Below are 26,707 nucleotides of genomic sequence, written 5' to 3' on the forward strand. Positions count from 1 at the left end.
ACCGTGCTACCGCTCGGTCCTTGAATTCTTGTCCGTAACGAGCCACATCTGTCTCTTATCGCCCCCAAGGTTCAAATTCTATCGGGGCGACATCTATTCTGCCGCGGGGGGCACACACGCCGCCTCTGCCAGCCTACGTTTGAGTTCAATCGGATGATTGCGGCTGCCGTGAGTGCGACCGCCTCGTTTTGCCACAGTCTCCAAAGTAGTCCCCGCCAAATTCTGATGGGGACTACTCTGGATACGTTTGCCTTATGCGTCTACACGGCGATCAGCGGACGGTTACCAATGGCGCCTGATTTGCGCTGAGGCAAGAGGCGGCGGCCGACCTGTACCATTGGCGCCTCGATCAAGCGGTACGTTAGGGACGAAAGAGCAACCGTATCGGCAAGCCACACAGGAGTTGCCCATAGCCCTAGGTCATCCGCTAGCCACTCTAATGATGACAGCACTAGTCGATGAAGCAGGTACAAGGAATAGCTAATCACTCCGATCCACGATAGCCACGCCGGCGTCTTGATCCGCTTCGCATTCACCAGGCTGGCGATGAAGAGGGCAATCGCGCCACCCACGCCGCGAGCATTGGAACGAGCGCCTGCGTGCCATACCCGCCGGGGTCATGCCGGCCATGAAAGGAATCATTCAACACCTGAAGATTTGGGTAATCCCGCGCAACGGTAGGAACCTTATCTCTTATTCGCTGCTGAAGGGCGAGCATGACCGGGCAGCCAATGGTTAAGCAACTGAACAGTGATGCACAGGACAATATCGCGGCACTCGCGGCACTCGCGGCACTCGCGGCGCGGTGGGGATCCGGTCACTCGCCTCTGGCTTCGGGCTTAAGGACGATCACCCAAAAAAATGACCGCCTATCAAGCTAGTTCATGCGGACATAATGCTTCATCAGCAAAGATTCGTACTGCCTCAATATAGCTGGCCACGTAAAGCTATCCTGGAATCTATGAAAGCTTGCTGAGCGCATTCTTTGCAACGCTTCGGCATTATCAAGCAATCCATCGAAAAGCTCTGACAGCGACTCACTATCATCGAAATAAGCGGCAGCTTCAGTAGCAACCCATCTATTAAATTTATTATTATGCGCAATGATAGCATTTCCTGCGCCCATGGCCTCCACCAAAGATGGATTAGTTCCTCCAACGCGATGACCATGAATATAGGCCGTACAGTTATGACGGAGCGACTCCACGACGCCTTTGTCATATATGGCGCCGGTAAATAGAACCTCATCGCTGGCTGCCTCCATAACCGCACGATGATAACCGTTTGTATCGGGATAATAGTTTCCTAGAACCACGAGCTTCTGACCCCGTGGTTTCCGAGAAAATGCATTCACAGCTTCGAGAACAGAGTTCTCCGGTTCGGGTCTCGCGATTAAAGTTAGGTATTTATATCGCTGCAATTTAAAATTGTGAATGTGAACTGTATCAGAGTTGGATATGCTATTCGCTCCATACGGTATGGTGGTGATTTTCTCCGCCGAAGTGCGTGTCTGAAGATGTTTTTTAATCTCCGGGTGGTCGGCGATCAGGTGATTCCCCAAGAGGCAACCTGCTCGTTCATTAAGATAGAACCAGGTTTTCGCCGCGATCCCCCATTTTGCGCGGGACCATTCGATTCCATCCATATTAATGATGTTTGGAATGCCTTTTACGCGAAGCACTGCGCAAAACAGCGCTGTATTGTAGCCAAGTGTAAGGCACAGGTCGTTATGCTTTGATGCATGCGCGATAGTCTTCCCGTCGAATACGATTGTCGATCGCGGACCATTGCCAGACACGGGGATCCGAATACGATGAATTCCCTGCCATGTATCATAGACTGTGTCCCCTTTCCCTTCTTCTTGGCAATAAACAATGACCTTCCAACCTTGCTCCACTAGAAATAGGGCGAGGTGTTCAGCGAATGTCTCAAATCCACCATGTGCTGCCGGCAATCCACGAATACCTAAAATTCGAAGTGTTTTCATTTGTTGGTATTGTTCTTGTTCGTTCCCAAAGTGGATTGGATGGCCTTTAGATAGGAGAACTCTGCACCACTCGTTGGCTCTACGATTGACCCTTCGCCGTATTCGTTCCAGCAGCATGTCAGGATCAGGTCAATGGTATTACGAGGGTTATCTGCCAAAACTCTCCTTGCCGCAGCTAAATGGGTCGAAAACTCTTCTGGTGTGCCAATTGAGTTGTCATGAAGCGGGTCTCTACTTCCTCCCCAAGGCCGTTTATCCCAACCCGAAGTGGTGGGAACTATATAGGGTAGATCCGAGTGAGCAATAAACCATTGCCAGGTTTGACGATACGCTGAATCGAGTTCTTTATAAGAGTGTGTGTGTCGCTTTTCCCCCGCAACTGTACCATCAGGGCCGGAATGATAGTTGTACGCAAAATAGGCAGAATATCCAAGCTTTCTGCCGACGGTGTCAGCGAACCCGGGACCGGCGCCGGCGATAAAGAAGATGGATTCGCCTCCAGTACGAGTGACGTAAGATTGCGCATCGCTCAAGAGCTCATCGGTCGAGCTGCCAATGGCGCGTGCCTTCCGCTCTAGTGCGCTGCCTAGTTGGATGAAGAACGCGGGACGTCCGCTAACCCTAAGATAATCACTACTAGTAAGATAGTGATCGGAGACATATCTCATCATACTTGCAAACTCTTCCTTGCTACGAGGGCCAGAGTCATGATTTGCCCACATCAATGCAAAGTCGGGTTTCGGGCCCGGGATACGCAAATACGCTTCCAATGCATGGTTAAGTAAAGGCTTGTCCTTGCTCCAATACCAGTCAAAGACGACATATGAAATGCCGTACTCACGCATCCAGCGAAGCTGAGTCGCCATAACTTCCGGCTGCCCTTCGTCATACCAACCGAGCAAGGGCATGCGCTCCGGGAAGGGCTTTATCTTCTCCCAAGGCTTTGGGTACGCCAGCCCAAGCGCATCATCTTTCCACCCGGGGAAATAAAACACGCCTACCCGTGGGGCGTTGGAACTATCTTCCGCTCGGGCAGCGCCCATACCGAAAAGCAGAAGGCTTGCCACAAGGAGGTGCACGAATTTAATTGGCCACGTGGATGCCATAGCGAGTTATCTTTGGTCTTAAGGGTGAGGCAGCAAGCGATCTGACGACAGGGCTATATCAAGCTATATATTAAATCGATTCAAAAAATAAAATTCCATCCGCATTCTTTGATTAACTTATTCTCTATGTCAACTACGTTGAAGTTGACGGTAGCGCTGAATCATGGATTGCGCAGAAGCGCCCCAATTGAAGCGCTTGGCCTGCACAATACCATGTTCAATCAACTTACTCACTAGGTGGACATCATCAAGCATTCGCATAATTGCTTCAGTAATAGCCTCTTCAGAATTAGGGTCTATGAGAAGTGCGGCGCCGCCGGTAACCTCGGGAATAGAGGTTGTATTGGACGCAATGACCGGCACACCACTGGCCATGGCTTCGGCGACAGGCATACCAAAGCCTTCGGCGAATGCTGGAAAGATGAAGAGCGAAGCGTGACGAAGGATGACTGGGAGATCGTTGTCGTTTACATTATCCAAAAAATGCACATCATTCAGCAATCCCAGCCTTGTCACCTCGGAATAAATTCCTGCATAGGAAAAATCGCGCTGGCCCAAAATAACGAGAGGAGGGCGAGGTTGAGGTAGCCGAGCGTAAGCCCGAATCAAAGTCTGGTGATTTTTTCGCGGCTCTAGCCGACCCACGGAAAGAATGTAGTCTTTAGAGATAAGATCATAAGTTGAAAGGCACTCGGAATCGGCCAATGCTGGACGGAAGCGTGTATGGTCGACGCCATTATATGTTACGGAAATTTCTTCTTCTGATATACCATATAATCGGCTAATCTCACCGCGTGAATATTCACTTACTGAAAAGAGCATTGCCGCCAGTCGTGTTGAATGGCGGCTCGTCAGTTTTGCTTGAAGAACGAATGAGCGAGGGAAATATTGTGGATGTGTTTCAAACAAAACGTCATGGATTGTGCAAGCGCAGGCTCCCACCGGAATCAACGGTATTCGATACTGAGTGTGTAAGATATTTAGCCGATATCGAATCTGTAGCCATGGGAGCTGAATCATAAATCGCCAAAACCCTGAGCGATTTTGGATTTCGACGAGCTTGACGTTGGCGCACCTGAATTCAGCGTGTTCGGTGCGTAGACGTTCCGTATCCTTGAGAAAGAAATAGAAGTCGATGTCAGGCGCCTGCTTGATTGCTTCCTTGTAAATTCCTAGGACATGACTGCGGCTACCCTGAAAGATTCCATCAAAGGTATGAAAATCGACCCCGACACGAAGGCGTCGGCTCATTTCAGACCTCGATGGGTGATTGTCGCATCTTTAGGATCAAGCAGTTCACCTAAGCAAATTGAAATTTTATTTGTAACCACTTCTGGGGAAAAATATCGCCGCGCGGCAACACGTTTGGCATTGTCATGAGCGGGGGCCGTAAGGCATCGCATAATATTCTCGGCAAATCCCACGGGATCATCAGATACCTGAAAGCAGGCTTTGACGTCTGGTGGTAAACCGGAAACTCCTACCGACGTGCTGACCAGGCTTGCGTTAGAAAACAGCATTTCAACACTCTTCAGATTGACGCCGCTGCCTGCAAGCATCGGATTAACAATCACAGTGGCGGCAGAAATAAGGCGAGTCATGTCGCTGGGATTTGCCACTAGGTGAATGCGACGATCTGCCTTGATTGCCGCGATGACTTCACTGCAGGGGTTCGATCCGGCTATGACCATTTTGATGGTGCGTTGATTTATCCGGGGTAGCACCTTTTCAATCAGCCACTTGACTGAATTGACATTGTTCGGCGTATGCAGATTTCCAAAATACAGAAGATCGATAGATTTTCCCTCCACTGGAGTACGCATGCGCTCGCAGAACTCATCATCTACCAAAGGAGGTAGCCAGTCCATATTCTCGATGCCGCTTGCCTTCCAATAGCGTAAGTCGTCGACGGAAATGTCGAAAATGCGTTTGCACTCCAACAAGAGTGACCGCTCATAGCGCTTCAGGCCGACAAGGTTTGCAAGTAGGCCCAGCCGCTTGGCCAATGTCGTGGCGCGGTCGAATTGAGCGCGCATGTAGGCGTGCTCGACATTGTGCGAGCGATATAGCAAGGGCACGTCCAGGGTCTTTGCTATGAGTTTTGCGACTTCCGCACCATACAATCCATCGAGGAGTACAGCCGTTGGAGCGATATCCGCTGCCCACGCCAGGATTTCTGCGGCTGGCGTGGTGACCCAACGGGAGGCGGCGTGGGATGGAAGTCGAAAAATCCGAACCAACCGTGCCAGGATTTCGCCGAATGTTCTTCGAATCGGAATTACGCGAAGCTGTTTGCAGGTCGCGGCGAGTTGTCGATGTGCCTCGTCGTGGCAGGCCAAATTGCGACCGACGTCATACCAGCAAAGCAAGGACACCTCGATACCTTGATTGTGAAGGGCATTCAGCCTCCGCCAGACATCTACGCGACCGCCACTGTTAGCTGGCCACGGGATGTCGTTAGCAATGACAAGTAGACGTCTGCTCACACCACACTCCGCTGTCGTAAGCCGTCAAACATGCCGGTTGTGGCAGCTTTGGCAAGGCGGAAATTACCTCTCAGGACATATTTCATTTGCTGCTTCAAACTGCCTACTATCACTCCTGGAATTCCAGCACGCGTAAAGAAGCGTCTCGCAAAAAGAAATCTACTGCGATGGAGATGGTGCACTGATAGAGCGGAGCCGCCACCAGGGGCGGTGCCAATGGAGGCACCTTCTTTGTGGACGACAATACAATCACGTGCGTAGCCAAGGGCGAAGTGAGGGCGACCACGTTCAGCCCAGTCGAGCTCTTCGTAGTATAGAAAATACCGCTCATCCAGCAGTCCGACCGTTTCGAGCCAGGCCCGTGTTGCGAACATGGATGCGCCTAACACGTAAGCCATCTCCGCTTCAATCTTGCGAATAAACTGCGGGTTGTCGGGCACTTCCTCCGCGGGCGTGAATGCGCAAAGGTGTCGAGTTTCTGCGGTAATTCTATTCAAAGCGCCTCCACCAAGCGCTTGTACTTGGCCAGCCGGTTCATCATAGAGAACAGTCGCGCCCCATAGTCCAACGGCAGGTCTGTTCTCTGCAGAGGCGAGAAGCGCGTCTAATGCATTAGCATCGACACGCGTATCATTATTCAAGAGCCAAACATGACTAATCTCGGAATTGGAAAGAGCCAATCGCAGACCGACGTTGTTTCCGCCCGCGAATCCCCAATTCTTCTGATTGTCTACAATTACCAGAGGGCTATCGGGATGCGCGTTGTCAATCACGTCTTTCCGACTCAGGCATCCGATGGAGAATGCGGAGGCATTGCCCCATGCCTTCCATGTGACACTGTATCGTTCCCTTCTATCTACAAGTTCGGAAGTAAGGAGAGCGAACGAGTCATCGGTTGACGCGTTGTCACATACGATGAGTTGTCGAAATCCTATCGTGAGAGAGAACAGGCTTTCGATACATTCGAGAGTGTCCTGAGCCCCGTTGTAGTTAAGGAGAACTACGGCAACTTGTGAGGGATTTCGGGTCATAAACCGGCCTTTCCGGGGATGAGCCGGCGATATGTACCAACAAAATTCCGGAGTAGAGGCATAAAGCCGCCACGACGGCTCGCTCTCCAAAGGCGCAGTCCCTTGAATTTCGGAATAAAGCCGAACCGAAGTGCTACAGCCGCAAGCCGACCTAGGGAAACACGCTTACGCGATTGCTGGTAGGGTTGCATCCTGGCAATTTCACGGACATTGCATGGTTCGATGCAAAGTGCGGCAGCCAAAGCAGCTTCGCGGAGCAGCCGTTCTCCAGTCGCAGTCCTGCTAATAACTAAGCTGCGCCCCTCCTGTTCGTCGAACTGCGGGTAGCCATCTTCTCCATACCATGCGTCCCCGCAGACGATGTCCGCGAATTCGCCCGTGCCGTCTGGGCAAACTTTGCATCGGAGCTGTAGATCACGTCCTAGGATGTTTCCCCAGGAAGCGGAGTAGTCCATGGTAAATTCTGAGCCATTGCGAGTGCGCGCAGTAGCCAGTCCCGGCCAGCCATTTCCCCGATACGAGAAGCGTACGGTTTCTTCCGGACTGGTCCCCATGGTTTCAAGAACCTTGAGTGTTGCTCTCATGCTGGGAACGCCCGCGCAGATAAATGACAGCAGTGCTACTACCTGGGGGGCTTTTTCTGGGTACTGGCGAAGATAGGCGTGCATTGCTGCGACATCGCAGGGCTTGCCCACGAAGGCGAATCGCTCGCCGGTGCTGAATAAGCTATCTACCGCTTCCATTGGCGCTGCAGGCGCGTAACGGGAGCCCGCACCTTCCAATACGTCGGCCCGGCTTCGGCTTATGCGGCGAACATTCTGGAAGGGATCATCGTTGGAGACGCCGATGTGGGCTACAAAGTCCGCTTGACCCGATTCAAGCAAGAAAATCAGTAGCGCGGATATGCCGCCGCCGGATGAGCCGCGATAGCGAACTTCAGGGTCGGTCGACCACCCGATGTGAACCGAAGTTATTGGTCCCCATTCCGGGTGGATATCATTTCCCGAGTTCTGTAGATCAAGCGACACACCGGGACATACTTCGCGAACATAGGCGTCTAATTCGCGCGACACCGGATACCTAATCTGCGGCCGCAAGAAGCCGGCACTGTCGAGCTTCATGCTCACGGGACCGTCCAGCCCGGCGGCGCAGGCGCCACATCCACTGCACATGCCCGCTCGGGTGACTATATCAATAGTGCTCGACATCGGTCTTCGCAAACAGCTCTACTAAATAGTTTTCATATTGCTGGAGCTTTTCCTCAGCAATCTTATTTCCTTGCACAACGCTTTCACGTAGCGTGTGTCGATTCTCAAATCCGTAAACGACATGCTGGTAAGCCGTTTCGGTGTCGTCTGCCAGAAGGTCGGCAAGGTAGCTATACTTAAGTGAGTGAAATAACCCATTGAACTTGCGGCTATAAGCCATGGGAACCACGGGTACGCCGCTTGAGAAGGCGCCAATACAAGCATGCATCCGGGCGCCCGTAAAGAAATCCAATTGAGCGATGTAGCTCTTGGCTTGGCTCGGGCTTGAGAATTTCGGTGCGACGATAAGCCCGGGTGGGCGCTGACTCAGTAATAGTGCAGTCGCGTAATCATCTTCGACCGGGTTTTTGTCCGCAAGTACGTGTGAAACAAGATGAACCTCAACCTCTGGCCTTCCGCGGAAGTAGTCGATCAGGCGCTGGACCAAAGCGGGGTAGTCTGCCTTGAGGCCAAATTGATTGTTTCGAGTGTAGCCACCGTTAAATAGTAGCCCTGATACGTTGATCCCAACTCGGATGATGCCGTCGGTTGCGGGACGCGGCGGGGTGAAAGGTAGACGAAAGGCGACATCAATCAACTCGAGGGCGTTGCGAGCCAAACCTTGGCTTTGCAGGTAGCGCATGGAGAGAGCGTCACGCGCAATTACTCGTTCCGCAGAGCCCATTGCCCAGGCCGCAAGCTTTCTTGCCCACCACTTAGAGAAAGGGCCGATTGTCTGCGGGCTCAGGACAAGCTTGCATCCTGCGCGGGTCGCAAGATACTTTGAAAGGACTAGCCACACCAAGCGCTTTGCGCCATAGATGTCTGAGAAGCTATCTCCCTCGCCGATATCGAGCACTACGTCGCACTCACGCAGTTGAGACATAAACTTCGATCGGCGGAGTAGCATGCGCTTGGGCGACATGGGGTCCGCGAGAACGATTCCGCGTGCCAGTACCGACTCGGGGCGCGATTCCGAGTGGCAGAGCGAGATTGCCCGAAGCTGAACTCCGAGCCGCGCCGCTGCGGCTTGAGCTATGGCTAGCTGAGACTCAGCCAGCGCACCGACGCCAAGGTTTTCAGACGTGAAGGTGTGCCAGGCTAGTCCGACAGTCAGTACTCTAGTCTGCGAACGTTGTGACGCACCGTCGATGCCGCGATTCACGTGAACGGGAATCTTGCTATTCCTGCCGGGAGCGATGGCGGCCTCATTAATTCGCATCGTCTTATGCTCGACCATAGACATCAGAAATCCGCACGATATCGTCTTCACCAAGATAGGCTCCAGACTGGACCTCAATCAATTCGAGAGGGATCTTTCCGGGATTTTCGCGAGAATGAATCTCGCCTATCGCGATGTAAGTGGACTCGTTCTCACTCAGAAGATATTCCTTGTCCCCCTTTCTAATCTTCGCAGTACCAGAAACAACAACCCATTGCTCGGCTCGATGATGATGCATTTGGAGCGAAAGCGATAGCTTCCGAAATAACTTGCTGGAGGAACGACTCATGGTAATCTGCTATCTTGGTCAGGATCGACAATAAAGGAGTCGATGCTGATAATTCATTCAAATAGCTCGGTGAGCGCATCCAAGGTTGGTGCCATGGCGTCTTTCAACGCCAGGATGGGCTCGCCGTTCAATGGCCAATCTATATTTAACTGTCGATCATTCCAATTCAGGGAGCGCTCGTCCGCAGGGAACCAGTAGTCGGTCGTCTTGTAAAGAAATTCGGCATATTCTGACGTCACCATGAAGCCATGTGCAAATCCTTCCGGTACCCACAACTGACGCTTATTCACTGCCGACAGCGTTGCGCCAATCCACTTACCGAAGGTGGGTGAACTCTTCCTCAGGTCGACAGCCACGTCAAAAACTTCTCCCGCTACTACCCGCACCAATTTCCCCTGGGGATGCCGGATCTGGTAATGCAGCCCGCGCAGTACATTCCGTGCCGAACGGGAATGGTTGTCCTGGACAAATGTCCGCTTTAAACCGGTCGATTCCTCAAACTGTCTGGCGTTAAAGCTTTCAAAAAAGCAACCTCGCTCATCACCGAACACCTTGGGCTCGATAATCAATACTTCCTGGATCTCAGTGGGTGTGACGACCAAGCTCATTTAATCGCTTCCGAGATAACCTGCTGCAGGTATTTGCCATACCCGTTCTTGGTAAGGGGCGCGGCCAGTACAGCGACCTGTTCGGCGCTAATCCACTTGCTCCGATACGCAATCTCTTCCGGACACGCCACCATCAACCCCTGTCGATTCTGCAGAGTGGCAATAAAGCTGGCCGCCTCCAGCAACGACTCATGCGTCCCCGTATCGAGCCACGCATACCCCCGCCCCATGATCTCCACATCCAACTGGGCCATCTCGAGATAGCGCTTGTTGACATCGGTGATCTCCAACTCGCCACGGGCCGATGGCTTGATATCCGCAGCGATATCGCAAACCTGGTTGTCGTAGAAGTACAGACCGGTCACCGCGTAGTGGGAGCGAGGCTTGGCTGGCTTCTCTTCCAGCGACAGCGCTCGGAAGTTCTCATCAAACTCCACTACGCCATAGCGCTCGGGATCATGCACGTGATAGGCGAAGACTGTCGCCCCTTCCGTTTGCCCGGCCGAGCGAGTTAATTGGCTTACCAAGTCGTGGCCGTGGAAGATGTTGTCGCCAAGGATCAGCGTGGACGGATCATTGCCGATAAATTGGCGACCAATGATGAAGGCCTGGGCTAGGCCATCTGGGGAGGGTTGCACCGCATATTGCAGATTGATCCCCCACTTGCTGCCGTCGCCAAGCATGTCGACAAATCTTGGCGTGTCTTCCGGCGTCGAGATGATCAGGATATCCCGAATCCCTGCCAGCATCAGCGTGGACAGCGGATAGTAGATCATTGGCTTGTCGTAGACCGGCAGCAGTTGCTTCGATACCGATCGAGTGATCGGATATAGCCGTGTGCCGGAGCCTCCGGCCAGGATAATGCCTTTACGCATGGTGTTTTGCTCAGGGGAAGATCTGGTCCAGCAGGTGGTGCACACCGTACTGCCAATCTGGAAGATGGATGCCGAAGGCCTGGCGCAACTTGCCGGTGTCCAGGCGCGAGTTGGCAGGGCGCGGTGCATGCAGAGGGTAGGCCGTGGCGGGAATCGGCTCGATACGCTCCGGGTCTACCTTCAGCTCGATTCCTTTTGCACAGGCATAGCGCAGCACTTCGGTGGCGTAAGCGTGCCAGGTGGTTTCGCCCGCAGCTGCCAAGTGGTAGATACCAGAGGGGAAGGATGCTCGTTCGCCAAAGAGCCAGTGGTGCGCCACGATCTGCGCGGTCACATCGGCAATCAGCGCGGCGGTGGTCGGCGCGCCGAACTGGTCGGCAATGACTCGCAGGCTGTCGCGCTCGCGCGCCAAGCGCAGCATGGTCTTGGCGAAGTTGCCACCATGGGCGCCGGCTACCCAGCAGGTCCTCAGGATTAGTGACTGGGCTCCGGTGGCGGTAATGGCATGTTCGCCGGCAAGCTTGCTCTTGCCGTAGACCGACTGGGGGTAGACCGGATCAGTTTCGACGTAAGCGCCGTCCTTGGTGCCATCGAAGACGTAATCGGTCGAGTAGTGGACGAGCAGACTGCCGAGCGCTTTGGCTTCCTGGGCCAGGATGCCGGCGGCCGTGCCGTTGATGGCGAAGGCCAGTTCCGTTTCAGTTTCTGCCTTGTCCACCGCAGTGTAGGCGGCCGGATTGACGATCACATCCGGGCGGTACTCGCGCACCACGCGGCGGATCTCGTCCGGGCGCGACAAGTTGCAGCCGGTGCGATCCAGCGCAACCACTCGTCCCAGCGGGGCCAGGCTGCGGCGCAGCTCGAAGCCGACTTGGCCGTTGCTGCCGGTTACCAGAAAGGTGGGAATGCCGTTCGCCTTAAGCTGCATACTGCTTCGTCAGCCAGTTTCGATAATCGCCCGACATCACATCCTCGACCCAGGCTTGGTTGTCCAGGTACCATTGCACAGTCTTGCGCAACCCGGTCTCAAAGGTTTCCGCGGGTTTCCAGCCCAGTTCGCGCTCGAGTTTGCGGGCGTCGATGGCATAGCGGCGGTCGTGGCCGGGGCGGTCCTTGACGAAGGTGATCTGGTCACGGTGCGAACTGGCCGCCTTGGGGCGCAGTTCATCGAGCAGGTCGCACAGGGTGTGGACCACGTCGAGGTTTGTCTTTTCGTTCCATCCGCCCACGTTATAGGTCTCGCCGAGGCGGCCGCGTGCCAGCACTTCCCGGATGGCGGCGCAGTGGTCGCTCACGTAGAGCCAGTCGCGCACATTGAGGCCGTCGCCGTAGACTGGCAGCGGCTTGCCAGCTAATGCGTTGTTGATCATCAAGGGGATCAGCTTTTCGGGGAAGTGGTAGGGGCCGTAGTTGTTCGAGCAGTTGGTGGTCAGCACCGGCAGCCCGTAGGTGTGGTAGTAGGCCCGCACTAGGTGGTCGGACGCGGCCTTGGAGGCCGAATACGGGCTGTTTGGCTGGTAACCAGTGGTTTCCGAGAAATGCGGATCGTTGGGCCCCAGGGAGCCGAAAACTTCGTCGGTGGAGACGTGCAGGAAGCGAAAAGCCGCCTTGCCGACGTCATCCAGGCCCCCCCAGTAGGCTCGCGCGGCTTCGAGCAGAGTGAAAGTACCGACGATATTTGTCTGGATGAATTCGCCGGGGCCGTGGATGGAGCGGTCGACGTGGCTCTCGGCTGCAAAGTGCACCACCGCGCGAGGCTTATGGGCGGCAAACAGCTTGTCCAGGGCGGCGCGGTCGCAAATGTCGGTCTGGGAGAAGATATGGCGAGCGTCGCCTTTCAACGAGGCCAGGGTCTTGCGATTGCCTGCGTAGGTCAGCTTGTCGACGTTAATGATGCCGTCGGCCCCATCCTTGCGCAGCCAGTCCAGGACGAAGTTGGCGCCAATGAAGCCGGCACCGCCGGTGACGAGAATATCTCTTGTCATTAGAAAACTGAAGGATCTCAAAAAAAAGGGCGCATGGCCCCTTAATCAAATGCAAGGAAGAGTGGCGTGTGCCGTGATCGGCCTTACTTAGCCTTGCTTGCGCACAGGTTGCGTGCAGATATGCACCAATCGCGCCCGTATTTGTTCAGTATGCATTTCGACCGGTCCATCCCCTGAATGTAGTCCAGAAGATAATCTTCAAATCCATCCCAAACGACCAATTCCGAATGTAGAAGATGTCATGCTCGACCCGCTTCGCCATCTTATCCAGCGTGTCCGTCTCTCCCCGATACCCATTGATCTGCGCCCATCCCGTAATCCCGGGCTTGACGCGATGGCGCAACATATAGAGATCGAGCTGTTCCTTATACATATCGTTGTGTGCCATCGCATGCGGTCGCGGCCCTACAACGCTCATCTCCCCGCGCAGTACGTTAATGAACTGCGGAAGTTCATCTAGGCTCGTACGCCGGAGGAAGGCACCGATGGGTGTCACGCGGCTGTCGCCTTTTCTTGCTTGCGTGACGGTTTCATGCTCCGTATGCACCTTCATGCTGCGGAACTTGTAGACATGGATCACGCGGCCATCCAGACCAAGGCGTTCCTGCTTGAAGAATGCAGGACCAGGCGAGCCTCTCTTGATCAGCAGGGCAATGGCCACCAGGAGCGGGGATAGCAGGGTCAGCACCACGGCAGCGAATGTGCGATCGAATGCTCCCTTGACCAGGCCGCGCACGCCCAGCGAAGGCGGCCGGTTCAGCTCCACCGCCGGCATGCCCATGAAGTCCTGCATCCGGTGATTCAGCAACTCGAACTCCATCAGGCTGGGCATCCACTTGATGTCGATGAAGTCGTTACGCAGCGTGTAGGCAATGCTCTGCATCTGACGTGAAGCACCGATGGGCAGGGTGATCCAGATTTCATCAACGTGGTGCTTGCGGGCGAAGCCGGCGATGTGATCACTGTCTTCAATCCGTGGAATGCTTTCTGGCGTGGCATCTTCGGGGCCAGCGTAGATGCCCGCGACGCGGAAGCCGCTCCAGCGGCTTGCCGTAGCGCGACGGTACATTTCCTGACCGGTGATGCCAAAGCCCACGATCAGCACATGCTTGGCGTTGCGGCCGACGCCGCGTGCCAGCGACAGCAGGCTGTAGGTCACAATCCGCAGGGCTAGCAAGGCGACCACGGTTCCCGCATACCAGTACGCCGCCCAAAGCCGCGAAAGCGAGCCCGCCTGATGCATCAAGAAACTCATCAGGATGCCGATAAGCCAGACAAGCGACCATGCGGCCACTAGCCGGGCGACGAGCGAAAGAAAGCTGCGGCCGCGCCAGGAGGTGTACAGGTCGAACCTCGGCAGCACGATCAGCGCTACCACACAGCTGAAGTAAATGATGAACTGATGGATGGGGGCGGCTACTGCGAAGTCAGGGGAGAAGCGCAACTCGGTGGCAAGAAAGCCGGCCAGCCAGATGGTGCTCACGTCTGCCAGGCGCACTGCAATGGCCAGCGAATCGTGATGCTTCACAAACATGTTGCGATAAATTCCCATGCTTACCCCGGATGGCGTTGTCCCTCCGGCCTGCGCGGATGCGCACGGCTGGATATCCCCGTCGAAACAAAACCCATAGGGCAGGACCGCGCCAGACCCAGTGGCAATGTGCCAAAACCGAGTAGCGTGATATTTTTGATACTTATATTAGTGGCGGCACATTAGCATACATGTAGTGAATCCAGCAAACCGAGACGGGGCTTGTCCTGCACCACTTTTCCCGGGGCGTTGCGGCTTTGCAGCATGTCACCCGTTCGGGGGCTGCGCGGCCTGGGGCGTCTGTGGCAAAACGCAATCGCATCAGGGCGGAGTTGTCGCTTCAGCCGGTTCTGATCCCCCGCTTGGTGGGGATTGCAGCGCCTTCCCATACGGCTTTTAATCCGCCGCTGTGAGGTGTGTTGCGGTGCGCCAAGCCGGCGTCGTGTGCCCTCGCGCCAGTTGGCAAGCTCTGCCTGGCGAAGGTGTCGCTGCAATGGGTGACACCAACATTGTGGCCGAGGGCTGATCCTGCAACCGCCCAAAGCAAGACGCCACGCCTTGTCGAACCTATCCGGCACCCGAGGCCAGTTCACGGGCGGCGAGCGGCCCTTGGGTGTTTGGCACCCCCGCAGTCGCGCTATTGACACAGCGGTGTAACAATTGCGATCCGAATATATGCGGAAATTGCTGACGTGATGATTTTGGTATTTTTTTGGAATTTCTGCGGTAGACTTTCGCCGCAAAGTTTCCCCGCGGGGACACAGGGCGGGGAGAGGGCATTAGAAGATCAAAACGTAGCCGTTGGCACCGATAAATGGTGTCGACAGAAATGCACTTATTGACGATGGGTTGGAGAAAAACAATGCAAGCGAGTCTCTCGAAACGTTTTACGCTGGCGGCAGCAGCTTCCGCGGCCATGCTGCTGGCGGCTTGTGGCGGTGGCGGCGGTGATAGCGGCAGCAGCGGTACCCCTTCGGCCACCATCAGCGGCAAGGCAGTCGACTTCTACCTGTCCGGCGCGACGGTGAGTTTCCTGGACTGCAAGGATTCGGCTGGCAAGGCGCTGACGGTCGTCACGGGCGCCAACGGCGATTTCACCTTCCCGGCAAACTGCACCAAGAGCGCGCTGTCAGTGTCGGGCGGTACTGACATTGGTACCGGCCTGCCATTCAACGGCGTGATGCAGGCACCGGCGGTGGATTACCGCGCCGGCGTGACACCCATGATCAGCCCGCTGACCACGCTGGTGGCACAACTGGGTGCGGACCAGGCTGCCGCGCTGGCCACCAAGCTCGGCCTGAGCGGCAAGGACCTGCTGAACGCGGATCCGCTGACGGATGCCGACGTGCTGAAGGCAGCTGTAGTGGTGCAGCAGTTGGTTGAGCAGATCAGCAAGACGCTGCAAGGCGTGGCAACTGGCGCCGGTGGCAGCCTGAGCGCGGATGCGGCCGCTGCCGCCGCCGCGAAGGCCGTGGCAAGCGTGGTCAGCAGCGGCAGCGGTACGGCCGACCTGTCGAGCGCGTCCACCGTTTCCGCTGCCATCAAGGCTTCCGTGAAGAATGCACAGTCCAGCCTGCCGTCCACCCTGCAGAGCAGTATCGACACCGTTGCCACCAACGTGGCAGCGCTGGCCGCTCCGCTCGTGAGCAAGCAGATCGGCGATGTGAATACGGCGCTGGGCACGATCAAGCTGGGCGGCAATGCAGCGTCCACCGTGGCGGCGCTCAAGGGCAACGGTGCCCTGAATGCGCTGAAGGACAGCAGCCAGTCCACGCTGTCGACCACGCTGGCTTCCAGCACGTCCGCCTCCGTGCTGACCGACGGCAACAATGCTTCCAAGCTAGCCGATCTGGGTAACGCCGTGGCGACTGGTTCGGCGGACGACGTGCAGAGCAAGGCCGGTGCCATTCAGGGCCTCGACAGCGGCAAGCTGAACACCATCGTCAGCAAGGTCACGCTGAATGACTACCTGCAAGCCAGCAACGTCACGATTAATGGCCTGTCCACGACGCTGGGCGATCAGATGTCGGCCACCGGCAACCTGTCGGACGTCAAGGCGGTGCTCAAGGAAATCGGCGCGCCGTTCGGCACGGGCGCTGCCGACATCCGCGTGGGCCTGCACTACAGCTACAAGGGCAACACGGTTGACGTGATCTTCGAGAAGGTGTCCCTGGTCTTCAGCGGTGGCAACCTGGTGTCGGCGACGTTCCCGGCCAATACCAACTTCTCGTTCCGCGTGACCGGCAGCCTGCCCGCTTCCGCCACGCTGTCCAACGTGTCCGCCGACAACCTGTTCTCCAGCGGCAACGGCCAGTTCACGCTGCCGTTTGCGGCGATCCTGAACAAGGTGAAGAACAGTGGCGCGCTGACCGATGCGCAGTTCGCCGCGCTGGCGCCGAAGGCCCCTGGCAGTGTGGACGTTGCCTTTGCCGTGGCTGGTGTTGATGGCTCGGACGTCAAGCTTGGCATTGGCACCGGTACCGCGGCGAAGTACACCAGCAAGGTCTCCGTGCAAACCGCGGGCGGCCAGGTCAGCGGCTATGGCCTGAAGTCGACCATCACGCTTAACTAAGCAGTCGATTCGCTTCTGGCAGACGCTCCGCGGTGCGGGGCGTCACCGGGCGTTCGCGCACTGCCGCTTTGCGGCGTGTGTCGCGGCCGCCCGGTTTTGTTGTTTACGTGGCCGGGCAAATTCGGTCCGCGGCTCATTCGTTTTGCAGGACGCTCGCGTCCTCCGGAGTTCACGATGTTCGAGTTTTGTTCGCGCCGAACCCTGGCCACGGCGGTGGCGGCGTTTGGCCTGACAGCCGCCGGCACGGCGCTGGCTGCATCGGAAGATGTTTTCCTGCGTGCGGAGCCGACCACCGGCGAGTTCACCGGCTTTCGCGCAGAGGGCAGTTTTGACGCGGTGAACAAGGCGCTGGATGTCTTCAACCTGCGCAGCCAGGGCGGGAGCGGTCCGACGCCCGACAACGCCGGCGACTATCGCGGTGGCCGGGTCATGCTTGGCTACAAGTTCTCGTCCTACTGGTCGGGCGCCGCCACGTATTTGCGCCGCAATATCGACTACGGCCAGGACACCAACAGCATCGACACCTGGCAGCTCGCGCTGCACTACGATCCGCTGGCCGAGCCGGGCGCGCGTGATCGCCTGATCTTCCGTTTTTCCCTGTGGGGTGACCGCGCGGGTTCGGTCAGCAAGACATCGCCCACGCAGGTACGCGGCACCACCTTCGGCCAGATCCGGGTCAATGACCCCAACGATTTCCAGGCGCAGGCCGACATGATTTTCTCGGGCCAGCTGAGCGAGCGCAGTACGCTGACCGGCTTTCTCGGGGGCGGCTTCAGCAACGTTTCGGTGGGCGATCTGAGCGCGCAGGTGCGCCGCGGTAACTGCAATTTCAATGTCAATATCGGCTCGGACAACATCGCCAACGGCACGCTCGCCGCGCCTTGTCGCGTCGGTGGGTCCGTGTTGCAGGACGCTTCGTTTTCCGCCAATGCTTCGCAGTTCGGGCTCGACGTCAGCAAGGACCTGAACTACACGGCCGCCTTCCTCACCGCTGGCGCATCCTGGCGCTGGAAGTACGAGCGCTTCTCGAGCCAGCTCGGCTATCAGTTCCAGTACCTGTTCCGCAGCAATATCGACGACCGCTTGTCGAGCTTCGGCGTGTCGCCGATCAAGTCCAACCATACCCTGGGGCTTGAGCTTGCCTACGCCGTGGTGAAGGACGTGGAGCTGTACGTGCGCGGACAGGCGTTCAAGTACAACTTCGTTGGGACCATTCCGTTCTTGTACAACGCCGCAACGGCGGGGCGGATGGACCGCTACTACGGCTACGCGTCGATAGGCGTGCGGTTTTCGGGCTTCTGAGGGCAGGGCGGTTCTCCTGATGTAGTGCTGCCAGACCGCTCGTCTTGCTATCCTCTCCCGGGCTGGGAGAGGACAACCGACGCCGGGCCGCTTCAGCAAGCCTCGCAATCCCCTTGCAACACATCATCGATCCGTGCCTTCAGCATCGCCAGCAGGCAATGCGCCGCGTAACAGTCCTCGGATCGTTCGCTGGAGATTTCGAGCAAGGTGAGCACGCCGTGCAGGCCGGCGCTGACGGATTCAAGCAGTGTGGGACCGTTGGTTTCAACCTTGGTAAGGAATACGGGCATCGCAGACTGTTCCATAAAATCTGCTCAAAGTTGAGCATTGGATTTATCCGCACTTCGTTGACGCGGCTTGCGCCGCCCAACTGAAGCCCCTTGACGCTCAGTTGCGCCGGAGGAGCGCGCGAGCAGAATCTGCTTCACCTGGAGGTGAGGCATATACCGGGTAATTCCCCGATCGTGAATCCTGTCCCGCACGTTCCGCGCAGCATTGGTATCCGCCTGAAGAACGTCCCCGTTGGCACGGTAAAACTTGTCGCCCACGCGCTTGCCTTGCAGCAAGCGCGTGAACGAGTCCATTTGCGACGTGTAGGCGGCGTTGACGACGACGTGCGTCGCCCCACGCTGCGTGCAAACTTCATCGAGCGCTTGAGCCAGTACACCCTTGGCCCATGCGCTCATGCGGCGGTTGTAGTTCCGCCACTGACCCCTCCCCTTGATGGGCGACGTCAGATCTTCCGAACCGACCACTGCGGCCTTGTCCACGATGGTATGGGCGGCCTGGTAGGCAATCGTGCGCAACCGCTGCTTCGTGCGGTGACTGCGCGCCTGCAGTTTCACGCGTCCGAGGTTGCACTTCCTGATGCGCTCGGCCTTGGCGATGCGCCCGGCTTTGCGATGGGCTTTCTCAAGGGCATGCAGCCGGATTCGTGCTTTGCCGGTCTTCGAAACCTGGTCGCTGTAAGCGCTCAGCACGGCGCCGAACGTCTGACCATGATGCTCGCCATCTGAGTCGGTGAAGGCCTCGGTGTAGCCTTTGTCGACACCAATTTCCCCTGTCCCGCAGGGGCGCCCTTCGGCCTTCGCCGTAGCGTAGTGGATTTCGACCGCGTCACCCTTCACGATCACACGCAGGTTGCAACCCGTGAGATCCACGTTCTTGCCGTTGCTGTTCGTTGTGAGTTCGATCGAAGGGCCATACTGCCTGGCGATGTGTATGGTGATGACCAGGTGCCCGTCTCTGACGCGGCTCTCATGCTTGTCCGAGCGGACGATGAACTGATTGTCGCAACGCGAAACGCCGTGCCGAAAGTACTTGCGCATCATCCGGTGCAGGTACTTGTCTTCGAGCCACTGGTCACTCTTGAGCAGGGTATAGAGCCGCTTTCGCTCTGCCTCGTCGGAGGTCCGCTTCGCGATGGCTTGTCGCACCTTCGCGCATGCGGCCGCCTTGTACGTGAGGATGTCATTGACGACATCCTTCGTGGTCTCGGCTCGGATCGTGCCGTCCACCGCGAGCGACGCATACCAGCCGCCAGCCGTCACTTCCTTGCGGATGTCAGCCGCACTCTTGCCGACATTCCCCAGCGCGCCATAGCGACGCCAGAGGTCCGCTCGCACGAACGCCATCGCCCTACACACCGTGCGAAGCGCAGGCACGCACGAGGACGTCGCATAGAGCGTGCGGGTGACGGTTGTCATGCCAGAATTTCCTTCGGTTCCTTGCTACCCGGATAGTCTTCCTTGACCTGCTTGTTGTACTTGCGCATGCCGTCCAGGCGCCATGAAAACGTATGGACGATCGCAAACAGGTCCTCAACCATTTCCTGCTCTGGCGACAGAGATTCCTGATTGACCACGATGATCTCGCAACGTTCCCGCGCGCAAGATGGTCGAGCAGGTCGAACCGAAGCGAACCAGCCTATCCTTGTGGGCGATGAGAACTCGCTCAATCTCACCACGCTGGATGCGCTCAATCGGCGCGAGCAAACGCTTGCGCTTGAAGTTCATACCGCCGCCGACCTCCTGAATCCACACGTCAACAGCAATTGCGCCAGCCCGGCAGTATTCCTCCATCGCCGCCACCTGAGATCGCAAGTCGTCGCGCTGCCCAGCGCTACTGACGCGGCAGTACACGATTGTCGATCGCTTCTCAGGCCCGCCGCCAAGCATCGCCCGAACATCGGATTCGTCAAAGTACCGATGACCGGAAGGCAGGCGCTTAGCCGCCAGGATGCCTTCGCGCTCCCAGCGGCGCACGGTACTGGGAGCCCATCCGATGCGCTTTGCGAATTCGTGGATCCGATAAACCTTACTCATAGCGAGCAATTATAGATACTTACTTCTGAGCAAGAATGGAGTATCAGTTGCTCGCTCCTGAGTGGGTTCGGATGGTCCGCCAAGGAAGCAATAAGAGGTGGCGGGCCGGACAGCGGGGAGGGATACCGGGGACTAGCAGGCGAACTTTCCGGTCGGCTTTGCAGCCGGCCCGCCTCGGCCCGCCATTGATCTGTTGGCGTGCACGTGCGATGCGCTTGGCCCTATGACGCGGCCGATCATTGTTAGTCCTTCCGGGTATCCCGACCCGTTCGCCGATGTCTTCGGCGAAGCGTGCAGTTTCCCCGGATGCCCACGATCCGTCGATGAGACCGATCGCATTCCGCATCACGCGCGGGCAGCGCGCCCGTCGATACAGTTGTCCATTCAAAGTCCGCGCCGGTACGGGTGCTCACGACCCGACAGGTAGGTCGCCATGCTGATGACCAGGCGGTGCGTGGCACTACTGGCGCCAGGCAGCGGCAGCGTGTGCAGCGCGGTGAAGACGACCAATGCGGCGGCCAGCGGGCCAACGCTCCGCGGCAACACTTTGCATCCCGGCCAACTCAGGAAGGCCAGGCTCACGGCCAGTCCCAATACCAGCCCGGCCACGACTTCCGATGGCGAATGCGCATGCAGGACTAGGCGCGACCAGCCTACCAGCAACGCCAGGCCGACCCCGCAAGCCGCGCCGATCCTGGCCATCCACGGGCGCGATTGCGGCGCGCACAGGTATAACAGCACGGGAAGCATCGTGGCCGACATCGCGCTATGGCCGGAAATACCGGTGAAGTCCAGCGCACGGATGCCCACACCCCATCCCAGGAAGGCAAGCTTGGAGACCAGTGTGAGGCCCGCTACAGTGGCCACGCCCGCGAGCCAGCGCAGCGCGGTTCTGGCCTTGCCACGGTGCCATAGCCACAGCGCCACCAGCAACGCGCCAGGCAGCAGATACGTGCTTTCACCAAGGCGCGAGACGAGAGGCCAGAAAGACATGCGGTCTCTCTACAGCCCGTACTTCTTGGTCTTGTCGAACAACGTGGTCTTGGCCACGCCCAGCGCCTCGCTGGCGCGGCTGAGGTTGCCGTCTTGCCGGCGCAGGGCATCGGCGATCAGAGCGCGCTCGAACTGCTCCACCGCCTGGGCCAGGGGCAGCGCCTCCGGTGCGGTGGTGCCGTGGCCCGGGTCGCAGCCAAGCCCGAGCACGTGGCGCTCGGCCAGGTTGCGCAGTTCGCGCACGTTGCCGGGCCAGGGGTAGGCCATCAGCGTGGCCAGTTCGGCCGGCGTGGACGGCACGGCGTCGCGCCCGAAGCGCAGCGCGGCCTGCGCCACGAAATGCTCGAACAGCGGCGGCACGTCTTCGCGCCGGTCCCGCAGCGCGGGCAGTTCCAGTGTGATCACGTTGAGGCGGTAGTACAGGTCGGAGCGGAACTGGCCGGCATCGGACAGCGCACGCAGGTCGGCCTTGGTGGCCGCGACCACGCGCGTATCCACCGGCACCGGCTCGTTGGAGCCCAGGCGCTCCACCACGCGTTCCTGCAGGACCCGCAGCAACTTGATCTGCAGCGGCATCGGCATGCTCTCGATCTCGTCGAGGAACAGCGTGCCGCCTTCGGCATGCTCGACCTTGCCGATGCGGCGGCGCGCGGCGCCCGTGAACGAGCCGGCCTCGTGGCCGAAGATCTCACTTTCGAACAGCTGTTCGGGCAGGCCGCCACAGTTGATGGCGACGAAGTGGCGCGCATGGCGCCGGCTGGCATCGTGCAGGCAGCGCGCCACCAATTCCTTGCCGGTGCCGGTCTCGCCGTGGATCAGCACATTGGCGGCGGTGTCGGCCAGGTCGGCGATCAGCCGGCGCAGGCGTTCGATCGCGGGCGAGCGGCCGATCAGTTTGGCTTCGAGCTTGTCGCGGCCGGCCAGGCGTTCGCGCAACTGCGCCACTTCGAGCGTCAGCCGGCGTTGCTCCAGCGCGCGGCGCGTGGCGTCCACCAGCGCCTCGGGCGAGAACGGCTTCTCCAGGAAGTCATAGGCGCCTTGCTTCATGGCCTGCACCGCGAGCGCCACGTCGCCATGCCCCGTGATCATGATTACGGGCAGTGACGCGTCGCGCGCACGCAGTTGCGCGAGCAGGGCCATGCCGTCGACGCCCGGCAAGCGGATGTCGCTGACCACGATGCCAGGCCAGCCGGCGGCGGTCTCGCGCTGCGCGGCCTCGGCGCTGGCCACGCCGCGCGTGGCGATGCCTTCCAGCCGCAGCGCCTGCTCGCAGCCCAGGCGCACGTCGGCATCGTCCTCGACGATCAGTACGGTCAGTTCAGCCGGCATGGGAGGCTTCCTGGCGGACCAGCGGCAGTACCAGCGTGAAGCACGCGCCACCGTCCGGATGATTGGAGGCGGACAGGCTGCCGCCGTTTTCGTTGAGGATGCCGGCCGACAAGGTCAGGCCCAGGCCCAGGCCTTCGCCGGCTGGCTTGGTCGTGAAGAACGGCTCGAACAGGCGCGAGAAGGCTTCTTCCGACAGCCCCGGGCCGTTGTCGCGCACCGTCAGGTGCGCCATGCCGCCGCTGACATGGGCGTGCAGCGACAGCATGGGCTGCTCGCGCCCCGCCACGGCGTCCAGCGCGTTGCCGACCAGGTTGACCAGCACCTGCTCCAGCCGGTTCGGGTCGCAGGCGACCAGCAGCCCGGGCTCCACCTCGCGCTGCAGGCGGGGGTGCACGGCCTCGATGCGGGTGTCGAGCAGGAACAGCGCGTTGTCCACGGCCTGGGCCAGCTCCGCCTGGCGCAGGCCGCTGCCGGGCTTGCGCGCGAACGACTTGAGCGCGCCGGTGATGCGGCCCATGCGCTCCACCAGGCCGATGATCGTGCCGAGGTTGGCGCGCACCGTGTCATAGTCGCCGCGTTCCAGGAACTTGCCAGTATTGCCGGAAATCGTGCGCAGCGCCGCCAGCGGCTGGTTGAGCTCATGCGCGATGCCGGTCGACATCTGTCCGACCGCGGCCAGCTTGCCGGCCTGCAGCAGGCCGTCCTGGGCCTGGCGCAGCACGGCCTCGGTGCGGATGCGCTCGGCCACCTCGGCCTCCAGGCGTTGGTTGGTCGACGACAGGTCGGCGGTGCGTTCGGCCACCTTGCGCTCCAGCTCGCTGTTGGCGGCCTCGAGCGCGGCGCGCGCGGCCAGCCGCTCGCCGATGATGCGCCGGCGCACGTTCCAGGCCGCGCCCAGCAGCAGGATGAAAGCCGTCAGCACGCCGGCCAGCGCGGCGCTGTTCAATGCTGCCAGGCGTGCCTGCGAAGTGTTGGACAGCAGCGTGAGCTGCCAGTCGGTGCCCGGCAGCGCGCCCTGCTGCGCCAGCATCGGCGGACCCTGGCTCAGCCGCACCAGGCGGTCGCTGCCGTTGCCGAGCACGCGCACTTCGGACAGCGGCAGTTGCGGCAGCGGCGCGCGGTTGTACTGCAGGCTGCGCGTGAAGCGCGCGCGAGCGTCCGCTGACAGCGGACGCAGGGCCGCGAGTTTCCATGACGGGTCGGACGCCAGGATCACCACACCGTTCTCGTCCGCCAGCAGCATCTGGCTGTCGGCACCTTGCCAGCGGTTTTCCAGCGGCTCCAGGCCGATCTTGACCACCGCCACGCCGTCCGGGTTGTCGCGCTCGCCCAGCGGCGCGGACAGGTAATAGCCGGACTCGCCGCGCGTGGTGCCCACGCCGTAGAAGCGGCCGAGCTGGCCTTCCATGGCGGCGCGGAAGTACGGACGGAAACTCAGGTCCTCGCCCAGGTAGCTGTCGGGCCGCTGCCAGTTGCTCGTGGCCAGCACCTTGCCGCGCGCGTCGAGCACGTAGACCACCCGGGTGCCGGCGCGCGTGTTGAGGGCGGACAGGTAGTCACTGGCGCGCGCCGCCGCGGCGCTGTCGTTGGGCTGGCGCAGCAGCGTGCCGATGCGCTCGTCCAGCGTCAGCAGCCCGGGGACGTAGTCGTAGTGCGCGAGTTCGCTTTCCAGCGCCTGCGCGTACAGGCGCAGCTGCACCTGCCCGCGCTCGGCCTGGCGCGCCAGTGCCGTGTCGTAGCTGTAGCGGTAGCCAAGCCAGCCGGCCAGGCCGACCAGCACGGCCAGCGCCAGCAGCGCGAGCAGCGGCGCTGCGCCACGCAGGGCGGCGGGTGGGCGGGAGGCGGGATGGCGGGCAGGGTCGCGGAACGAATCGGGCTGGCCGGTCATGAAGTGCTGGGTAAGGCTGGTGGGATGCGGCCGCCTGGGGCCGGCGGGCGCCTACTTTTACCACACCCTTTACCACGCCCGGGATGCGGAAAAACAAAAAAGCCCGGCTGCCTGATCGGCAGCCGGGCTCCGGCGCGTGCCCTGTCGGAACAGGGCGGCTTACTTGCCCGCCAGCACCTGGGCGGGTGCCAGGGCAGGGGCGCTGTCCGCGACGGGTTCATCCTCGTCGGACGGCACGGGCGCGCCGATGGCGCCTTCGCTTTTGGCGACGACAGCCGTGGCAATTGCGTTGCCAAGCACATTGGTCACGGTGCGACCCATGTCCAGCACGTGGTCGATGCCGAGCACCAGCAGGATGCCGGCTTCCGGCAGGCCGAACATCGGCAGCACGGCGGCGACCACCACCAGCGAGGCGCGCGGCACGCCGGCGATGCCCTTGCTGGTGACCAGCAGCACCAGCAGCATGGTGATCTGCTGGGTCAGCGACAGTTGGATGCCATACACCTGGGCCACGAACAGCGCCGCGAACGAGGTGTACATGATCGAGCCGTCCAGGTTGAACGAGTAGCCCAGCGGCAGCACGAAGTTGGTGATGCGGTCCTTCACGCCGAAATGGGTTAGCTGGTCGATCACCTTCGGGTAGGCAGATTCGCTGCTGGCCGTGGCGAAACCGATCATCAGCGGCGCGCGCATTAGCTTGAGCAGGCGGAACACGTCGCGGCCCAGGAAGAAGTAGCCAGCGCCGATCAGCGCCACCCACAGCAGCGCCAGCGCCAGATACATGCTGCCCAGCAGCTTGGCGTAGACCGCCAGCACGCCCAGGCCCTGCGCGGTGATGACGGCCGAGATGGCACCGAACACGCCCACCGGCGCGAACGCCATCACGTAGTTGGTCACCTTCAGCATGACGTGGCCGAGGCCCTCGATGCCTTGCAGCACCGGCTTGCCCACGCCGTCCTTGACCGTGCCCAGCGCAAAGCCGAAGAACAGCGAGAACACCACGATCTGCAGGATCTCGTTGGTGGCCATGGCCTCGACGAAGCTCTTCGGGAACATGTGCGCGACGAAGTCGCGCAGGTTCAGCGCCCCGGTCTTGAGGGTGGAGGCGGCGTCGGCGGCCGGCAGCGGCAGGTTCATGCCGTGGCCCGGGGTCAGCAGGTTGGCCATCAGCAGGCCGAGCAGCAGCGACGTGATGGACGCGCCGATAAACCAGGCCATCGCCTTCATGCCGATGCGGCCGACGGCGCGGCCGTCGCCCATGCTGGCGATGCCGGCTACGAGCGTGGCGAACACCAGCGGTCCGATGATCATCTTGATCATCCGCAGGAACACGTCGGTGAGGATGGACAGGTGGTCCGCAATGGATTTGGCGGTGGCGGCGTCCGGCGACAGATGGTGCGCGGCGGTGCCGACCAGCACGCCAAGCAGCATCGCAATGAAGATCAGGGTGGGTAGTCGGTTCAGTTTCATCGTGGGTACAGGCCGTGCGCCCGGTTCCTCGCCCGCGGACGGGAAAGGAGCCGGACGGCTGAATTGCGGGATCGGCGGGGCCGGAACGCTGTGCCGCCGGCAAGGGCGGTGCGTCGCGCCGGCGCAGGCCGGGGACGTCAGCGGGGCAACAGGCGCCGCATTCGCGCCTGGGCGGCGCGGGCAGGTTGATGGTCGGGTTCCGTCATATGTCTCCTCCTTGGTTCTTGGCATTGGCCGGCACGTCGCGGAGACGTCCGGGCTGCCTGTTGGCCCTGTCGGCGGCGCCATACATCGCACGAGGCGTGCCAGCACCGCATGCCTTGGAAGGCACGCTAAGCCACTGAAAACAAAGGAGAAAAAATGTGATGCCGGCGCCTGTGTTCGGTCTTCCGGATGATTGGCGCGGCGCTCGTTCGGATTTCCGAACGGCCGCCGCGGCATGCCGTGGGCAGAAGGGGCCGA

General features: G+C 59.5%; 20 protein-coding genes and 2 pseudogenes. 2 read left to right on the plus strand and 20 right to left on the minus strand.

Features of this window, described 5'->3' with window-relative positions; all coding sequences use genetic code 11:
- Positions 1–877: 877 nt before the first annotated feature.
- The 13 genes and pseudogenes from KHO22_RS10870 to KHO22_RS10930 all read right to left on the minus strand — a co-directional run bounded on the left by KHO22_RS10870 (position 878) and on the right by KHO22_RS10930 (position 14,370).
- On the minus strand, positions 878–1,987 hold the full coding sequence (locus KHO22_RS10870) for a DUF1972 domain-containing protein (protein ID WP_211947158.1): 1,110 nt from the start codon (positions 1,985–1,987) through the stop codon (positions 878–880).
- Positions 1,984–3,093: a glycoside hydrolase family 99-like domain-containing protein gene (locus KHO22_RS10875; RefSeq protein ID WP_211947159.1), complete on the minus strand. Its 1,110-nt coding sequence runs from the start codon at positions 3,091–3,093 to the stop codon at positions 1,984–1,986. The genes KHO22_RS10870 and KHO22_RS10875 overlap by 4 nt, the downstream gene beginning before the upstream one ends.
- A 129-nt stretch (positions 3,094–3,222) precedes the next feature.
- A complete protein-coding gene (locus KHO22_RS10880) occupies positions 3,223–4,344 on the minus strand; it encodes a glycosyltransferase family 4 protein (protein ID WP_211947160.1) in 1,122 nt (373 codons plus the stop codon).
- A complete protein-coding gene (locus tag KHO22_RS10885; RefSeq protein WP_211947161.1) occupies positions 4,341–5,579 on the minus strand; it encodes a glycosyltransferase in 1,239 nt (412 codons plus the stop codon). The genes KHO22_RS10880 and KHO22_RS10885 overlap by 4 nt, the downstream gene beginning before the upstream one ends.
- Positions 5,576–6,352 carry a glycosyltransferase family protein gene (locus KHO22_RS10890; protein ID WP_211947162.1) on the minus strand — a complete coding sequence of 259 codons (777 nt, stop codon included), beginning with the start codon at positions 6,350–6,352 and terminating at the stop codon, positions 5,576–5,578. Before KHO22_RS10890 ends, KHO22_RS10885 begins: the two co-directional genes overlap by 4 nt.
- A 254-nt stretch (positions 6,353–6,606) precedes the next feature.
- Positions 6,607–7,731, minus strand: a complete 1,125-nt coding sequence (locus KHO22_RS10895) for a Coenzyme F420 hydrogenase/dehydrogenase, beta subunit C-terminal domain (protein ID WP_230426848.1) — start codon at positions 7,729–7,731, stop codon at positions 6,607–6,609.
- A gap of 70 nt (positions 7,732–7,801) precedes the next feature.
- Positions 7,802–9,103, minus strand: a complete 1,302-nt coding sequence (locus tag KHO22_RS10900) for a polysaccharide pyruvyl transferase family protein (RefSeq protein ID WP_211947164.1) — start codon at positions 9,101–9,103, stop codon at positions 7,802–7,804.
- Positions 9,084–9,329: pseudogene (locus KHO22_RS10905) on the minus strand (cupin domain-containing protein); the annotation flags it as partial. The pseudogene KHO22_RS10905 and the gene KHO22_RS10900, both read right to left, overlap by 20 nt.
- A 92-nt stretch (positions 9,330–9,421) precedes the next feature.
- Positions 9,422–9,976 (minus strand): dTDP-4-dehydrorhamnose 3,5-epimerase, encoded by a 555-nt coding sequence (gene rfbC, locus KHO22_RS10910; protein WP_211947165.1) that lies wholly within the window; start codon positions 9,974–9,976, stop codon positions 9,422–9,424.
- On the minus strand, positions 9,973–10,851 hold the full coding sequence (gene rfbA, locus KHO22_RS10915; RefSeq protein ID WP_211947166.1) for a glucose-1-phosphate thymidylyltransferase RfbA: 879 nt from the start codon (positions 10,849–10,851) through the stop codon (positions 9,973–9,975). The genes rfbC and rfbA overlap by 4 nt, the downstream gene beginning before the upstream one ends.
- Positions 10,852–10,861: 10 nt before the next feature.
- Positions 10,862–11,779, minus strand: coding sequence for a dTDP-4-dehydrorhamnose reductase (gene rfbD / locus KHO22_RS10920; protein ID WP_211947167.1), 918 nt, complete (start codon positions 11,777–11,779; stop codon positions 10,862–10,864).
- Entirely contained in the window at positions 11,769–12,836 is a 1,068-nt protein-coding gene (rfbB, locus tag KHO22_RS10925) for a dTDP-glucose 4,6-dehydratase (protein ID WP_211947168.1), read from the minus strand. The genes rfbD and rfbB overlap by 11 nt, the downstream gene beginning before the upstream one ends.
- A gap of 145 nt (positions 12,837–12,981) precedes the next feature.
- On the minus strand, positions 12,982–14,370 hold the full coding sequence (locus KHO22_RS10930; protein WP_211947399.1) for an undecaprenyl-phosphate glucose phosphotransferase: 1,389 nt from the start codon (positions 14,368–14,370) through the stop codon (positions 12,982–12,984).
- An 859-nt stretch (positions 14,371–15,229) separates the two neighbouring features.
- On the opposite strand from KHO22_RS10930, the gene KHO22_RS10935 reads away from it, so the two are divergent.
- Together KHO22_RS10935 and KHO22_RS10940 are read left to right on the plus strand one after the other, a co-directional pair.
- Positions 15,230–16,939: a hypothetical protein gene (locus KHO22_RS10935; RefSeq protein ID WP_211947169.1), complete on the plus strand. Its 1,710-nt coding sequence runs from the start codon at positions 15,230–15,232 to the stop codon at positions 16,937–16,939.
- A gap of 174 nt (positions 16,940–17,113) precedes the next feature.
- Positions 17,114–18,241, plus strand: coding sequence for a hypothetical protein (locus tag KHO22_RS10940; protein ID WP_211947170.1), 1,128 nt, complete (start codon positions 17,114–17,116; stop codon positions 18,239–18,241).
- Positions 18,242–18,333: 92 nt separating this feature from the next.
- Here KHO22_RS10940 and KHO22_RS10945 read toward each other — a convergent pair whose 3' ends face one another.
- From KHO22_RS10945 to KHO22_RS10975, 7 genes and pseudogenes are all read right to left on the minus strand, one after another.
- Positions 18,334–18,546, minus strand: coding sequence for a DUF1484 family protein (locus tag KHO22_RS10945; RefSeq protein WP_211947171.1), 213 nt, complete (start codon positions 18,544–18,546; stop codon positions 18,334–18,336).
- A 9-nt stretch (positions 18,547–18,555) separates the two neighbouring features.
- Positions 18,556–19,947 (minus strand): transposase, encoded by a 1,392-nt coding sequence (locus tag KHO22_RS10950; protein ID WP_211947172.1) that lies wholly within the window; start codon positions 19,945–19,947, stop codon positions 18,556–18,558.
- Positions 19,944–20,565 (minus strand): annotated as a pseudogene (locus KHO22_RS10955) (IS607 family transposase). The gene KHO22_RS10950 and the pseudogene KHO22_RS10955 overlap by 4 nt, the downstream one beginning before the upstream one ends.
- Positions 20,566–20,949: 384 nt before the next feature.
- Positions 20,950–21,558, minus strand: coding sequence for a phosphatase PAP2 family protein (locus KHO22_RS10960; protein WP_211947173.1), 609 nt, complete (start codon positions 21,556–21,558; stop codon positions 20,950–20,952).
- 9 nt (positions 21,559–21,567) lie between these two features.
- Positions 21,568–22,887 (minus strand): sigma-54-dependent transcriptional regulator, encoded by a 1,320-nt coding sequence (locus tag KHO22_RS10965; RefSeq protein WP_211947174.1) that lies wholly within the window; start codon positions 22,885–22,887, stop codon positions 21,568–21,570.
- Positions 22,877–24,775, minus strand: coding sequence for a sensor histidine kinase (locus KHO22_RS10970; RefSeq protein WP_230426835.1), 1,899 nt, complete (start codon positions 24,773–24,775; stop codon positions 22,877–22,879). The genes KHO22_RS10965 and KHO22_RS10970 overlap by 11 nt, the downstream gene beginning before the upstream one ends.
- Positions 24,776–24,934: 159 nt before the next feature.
- On the minus strand, positions 24,935–26,245 hold the full coding sequence (locus KHO22_RS10975) for a dicarboxylate/amino acid:cation symporter (protein WP_211947175.1): 1,311 nt from the start codon (positions 26,243–26,245) through the stop codon (positions 24,935–24,937).
- Between the last annotated feature and the right edge of the window lie 462 nt (positions 26,246–26,707).

The organism is Cupriavidus yeoncheonensis, from assembly GCF_905397275.1.
Taxonomy (GTDB): domain Bacteria; phylum Pseudomonadota; class Gammaproteobacteria; order Burkholderiales; family Burkholderiaceae; genus Cupriavidus; species Cupriavidus yeoncheonensis.

Coding starts and splice junctions, on each gene's coding strand:
- rfbA (WP_211947166.1), bottom strand. CDS start 10,851: ATGCGTAAAGGCATTATCCTGGCCGGAGGCTCCGGCACACGGCTATAT.
- KHO22_RS10950 (WP_211947172.1), bottom strand. CDS start 19,947: ATGACAACCGTCACCCGCACGCTCTATGCGACGTCCTCGTGCGTGCCT.
- KHO22_RS10870 (WP_211947158.1), bottom strand. CDS start 1,987: ATGAAAACACTTCGAATTTTAGGTATTCGTGGATTGCCGGCAGCACAT.
- rfbD (WP_211947167.1), bottom strand. CDS start 11,779: ATGCAGCTTAAGGCGAACGGCATTCCCACCTTTCTGGTAACCGGCAGC.
- KHO22_RS10895 (WP_230426848.1), bottom strand. CDS start 7,731: ATGAAGCTCGACAGTGCCGGCTTCTTGCGGCCGCAGATTAGGTATCCG.
- KHO22_RS10935 (WP_211947169.1), top strand. CDS start 15,230: ATGCAAGCGAGTCTCTCGAAACGTTTTACGCTGGCGGCAGCAGCTTCC.
- KHO22_RS10960 (WP_211947173.1), bottom strand. CDS start 21,558: ATGTCTTTCTGGCCTCTCGTCTCGCGCCTTGGTGAAAGCACGTATCTG.
- KHO22_RS10875 (WP_211947159.1), bottom strand. CDS start 3,093: ATGGCATCCACGTGGCCAATTAAATTCGTGCACCTCCTTGTGGCAAGC.
- rfbC (WP_211947165.1), bottom strand. CDS start 9,976: ATGAGCTTGGTCGTCACACCCACTGAGATCCAGGAAGTATTGATTATC.
- KHO22_RS10945 (WP_211947171.1), bottom strand. CDS start 18,546: ATGGAACAGTCTGCGATGCCCGTATTCCTTACCAAGGTTGAAACCAAC.
- KHO22_RS10975 (WP_211947175.1), bottom strand. CDS start 26,245: ATGAAACTGAACCGACTACCCACCCTGATCTTCATTGCGATGCTGCTT.
- KHO22_RS10880 (WP_211947160.1), bottom strand. CDS start 4,344: ATGAGCCGACGCCTTCGTGTCGGGGTCGATTTTCATACCTTTGATGGA.
- KHO22_RS10930 (WP_211947399.1), bottom strand. CDS start 14,370: ATGTTTGTGAAGCATCACGATTCGCTGGCCATTGCAGTGCGCCTGGCA.
- KHO22_RS10900 (WP_211947164.1), bottom strand. CDS start 9,103: ATGTCTATGGTCGAGCATAAGACGATGCGAATTAATGAGGCCGCCATC.
- KHO22_RS10940 (WP_211947170.1), top strand. CDS start 17,114: ATGTTCGAGTTTTGTTCGCGCCGAACCCTGGCCACGGCGGTGGCGGCG.
- KHO22_RS10970 (WP_230426835.1), bottom strand. CDS start 24,775: ATGACCGGCCAGCCCGATTCGTTCCGCGACCCTGCCCGCCATCCCGCC.
- rfbB (WP_211947168.1), bottom strand. CDS start 12,836: ATGACAAGAGATATTCTCGTCACCGGCGGTGCCGGCTTCATTGGCGCC.
- KHO22_RS10965 (WP_211947174.1), bottom strand. CDS start 22,887: ATGCCGGCTGAACTGACCGTACTGATCGTCGAGGACGATGCCGACGTG.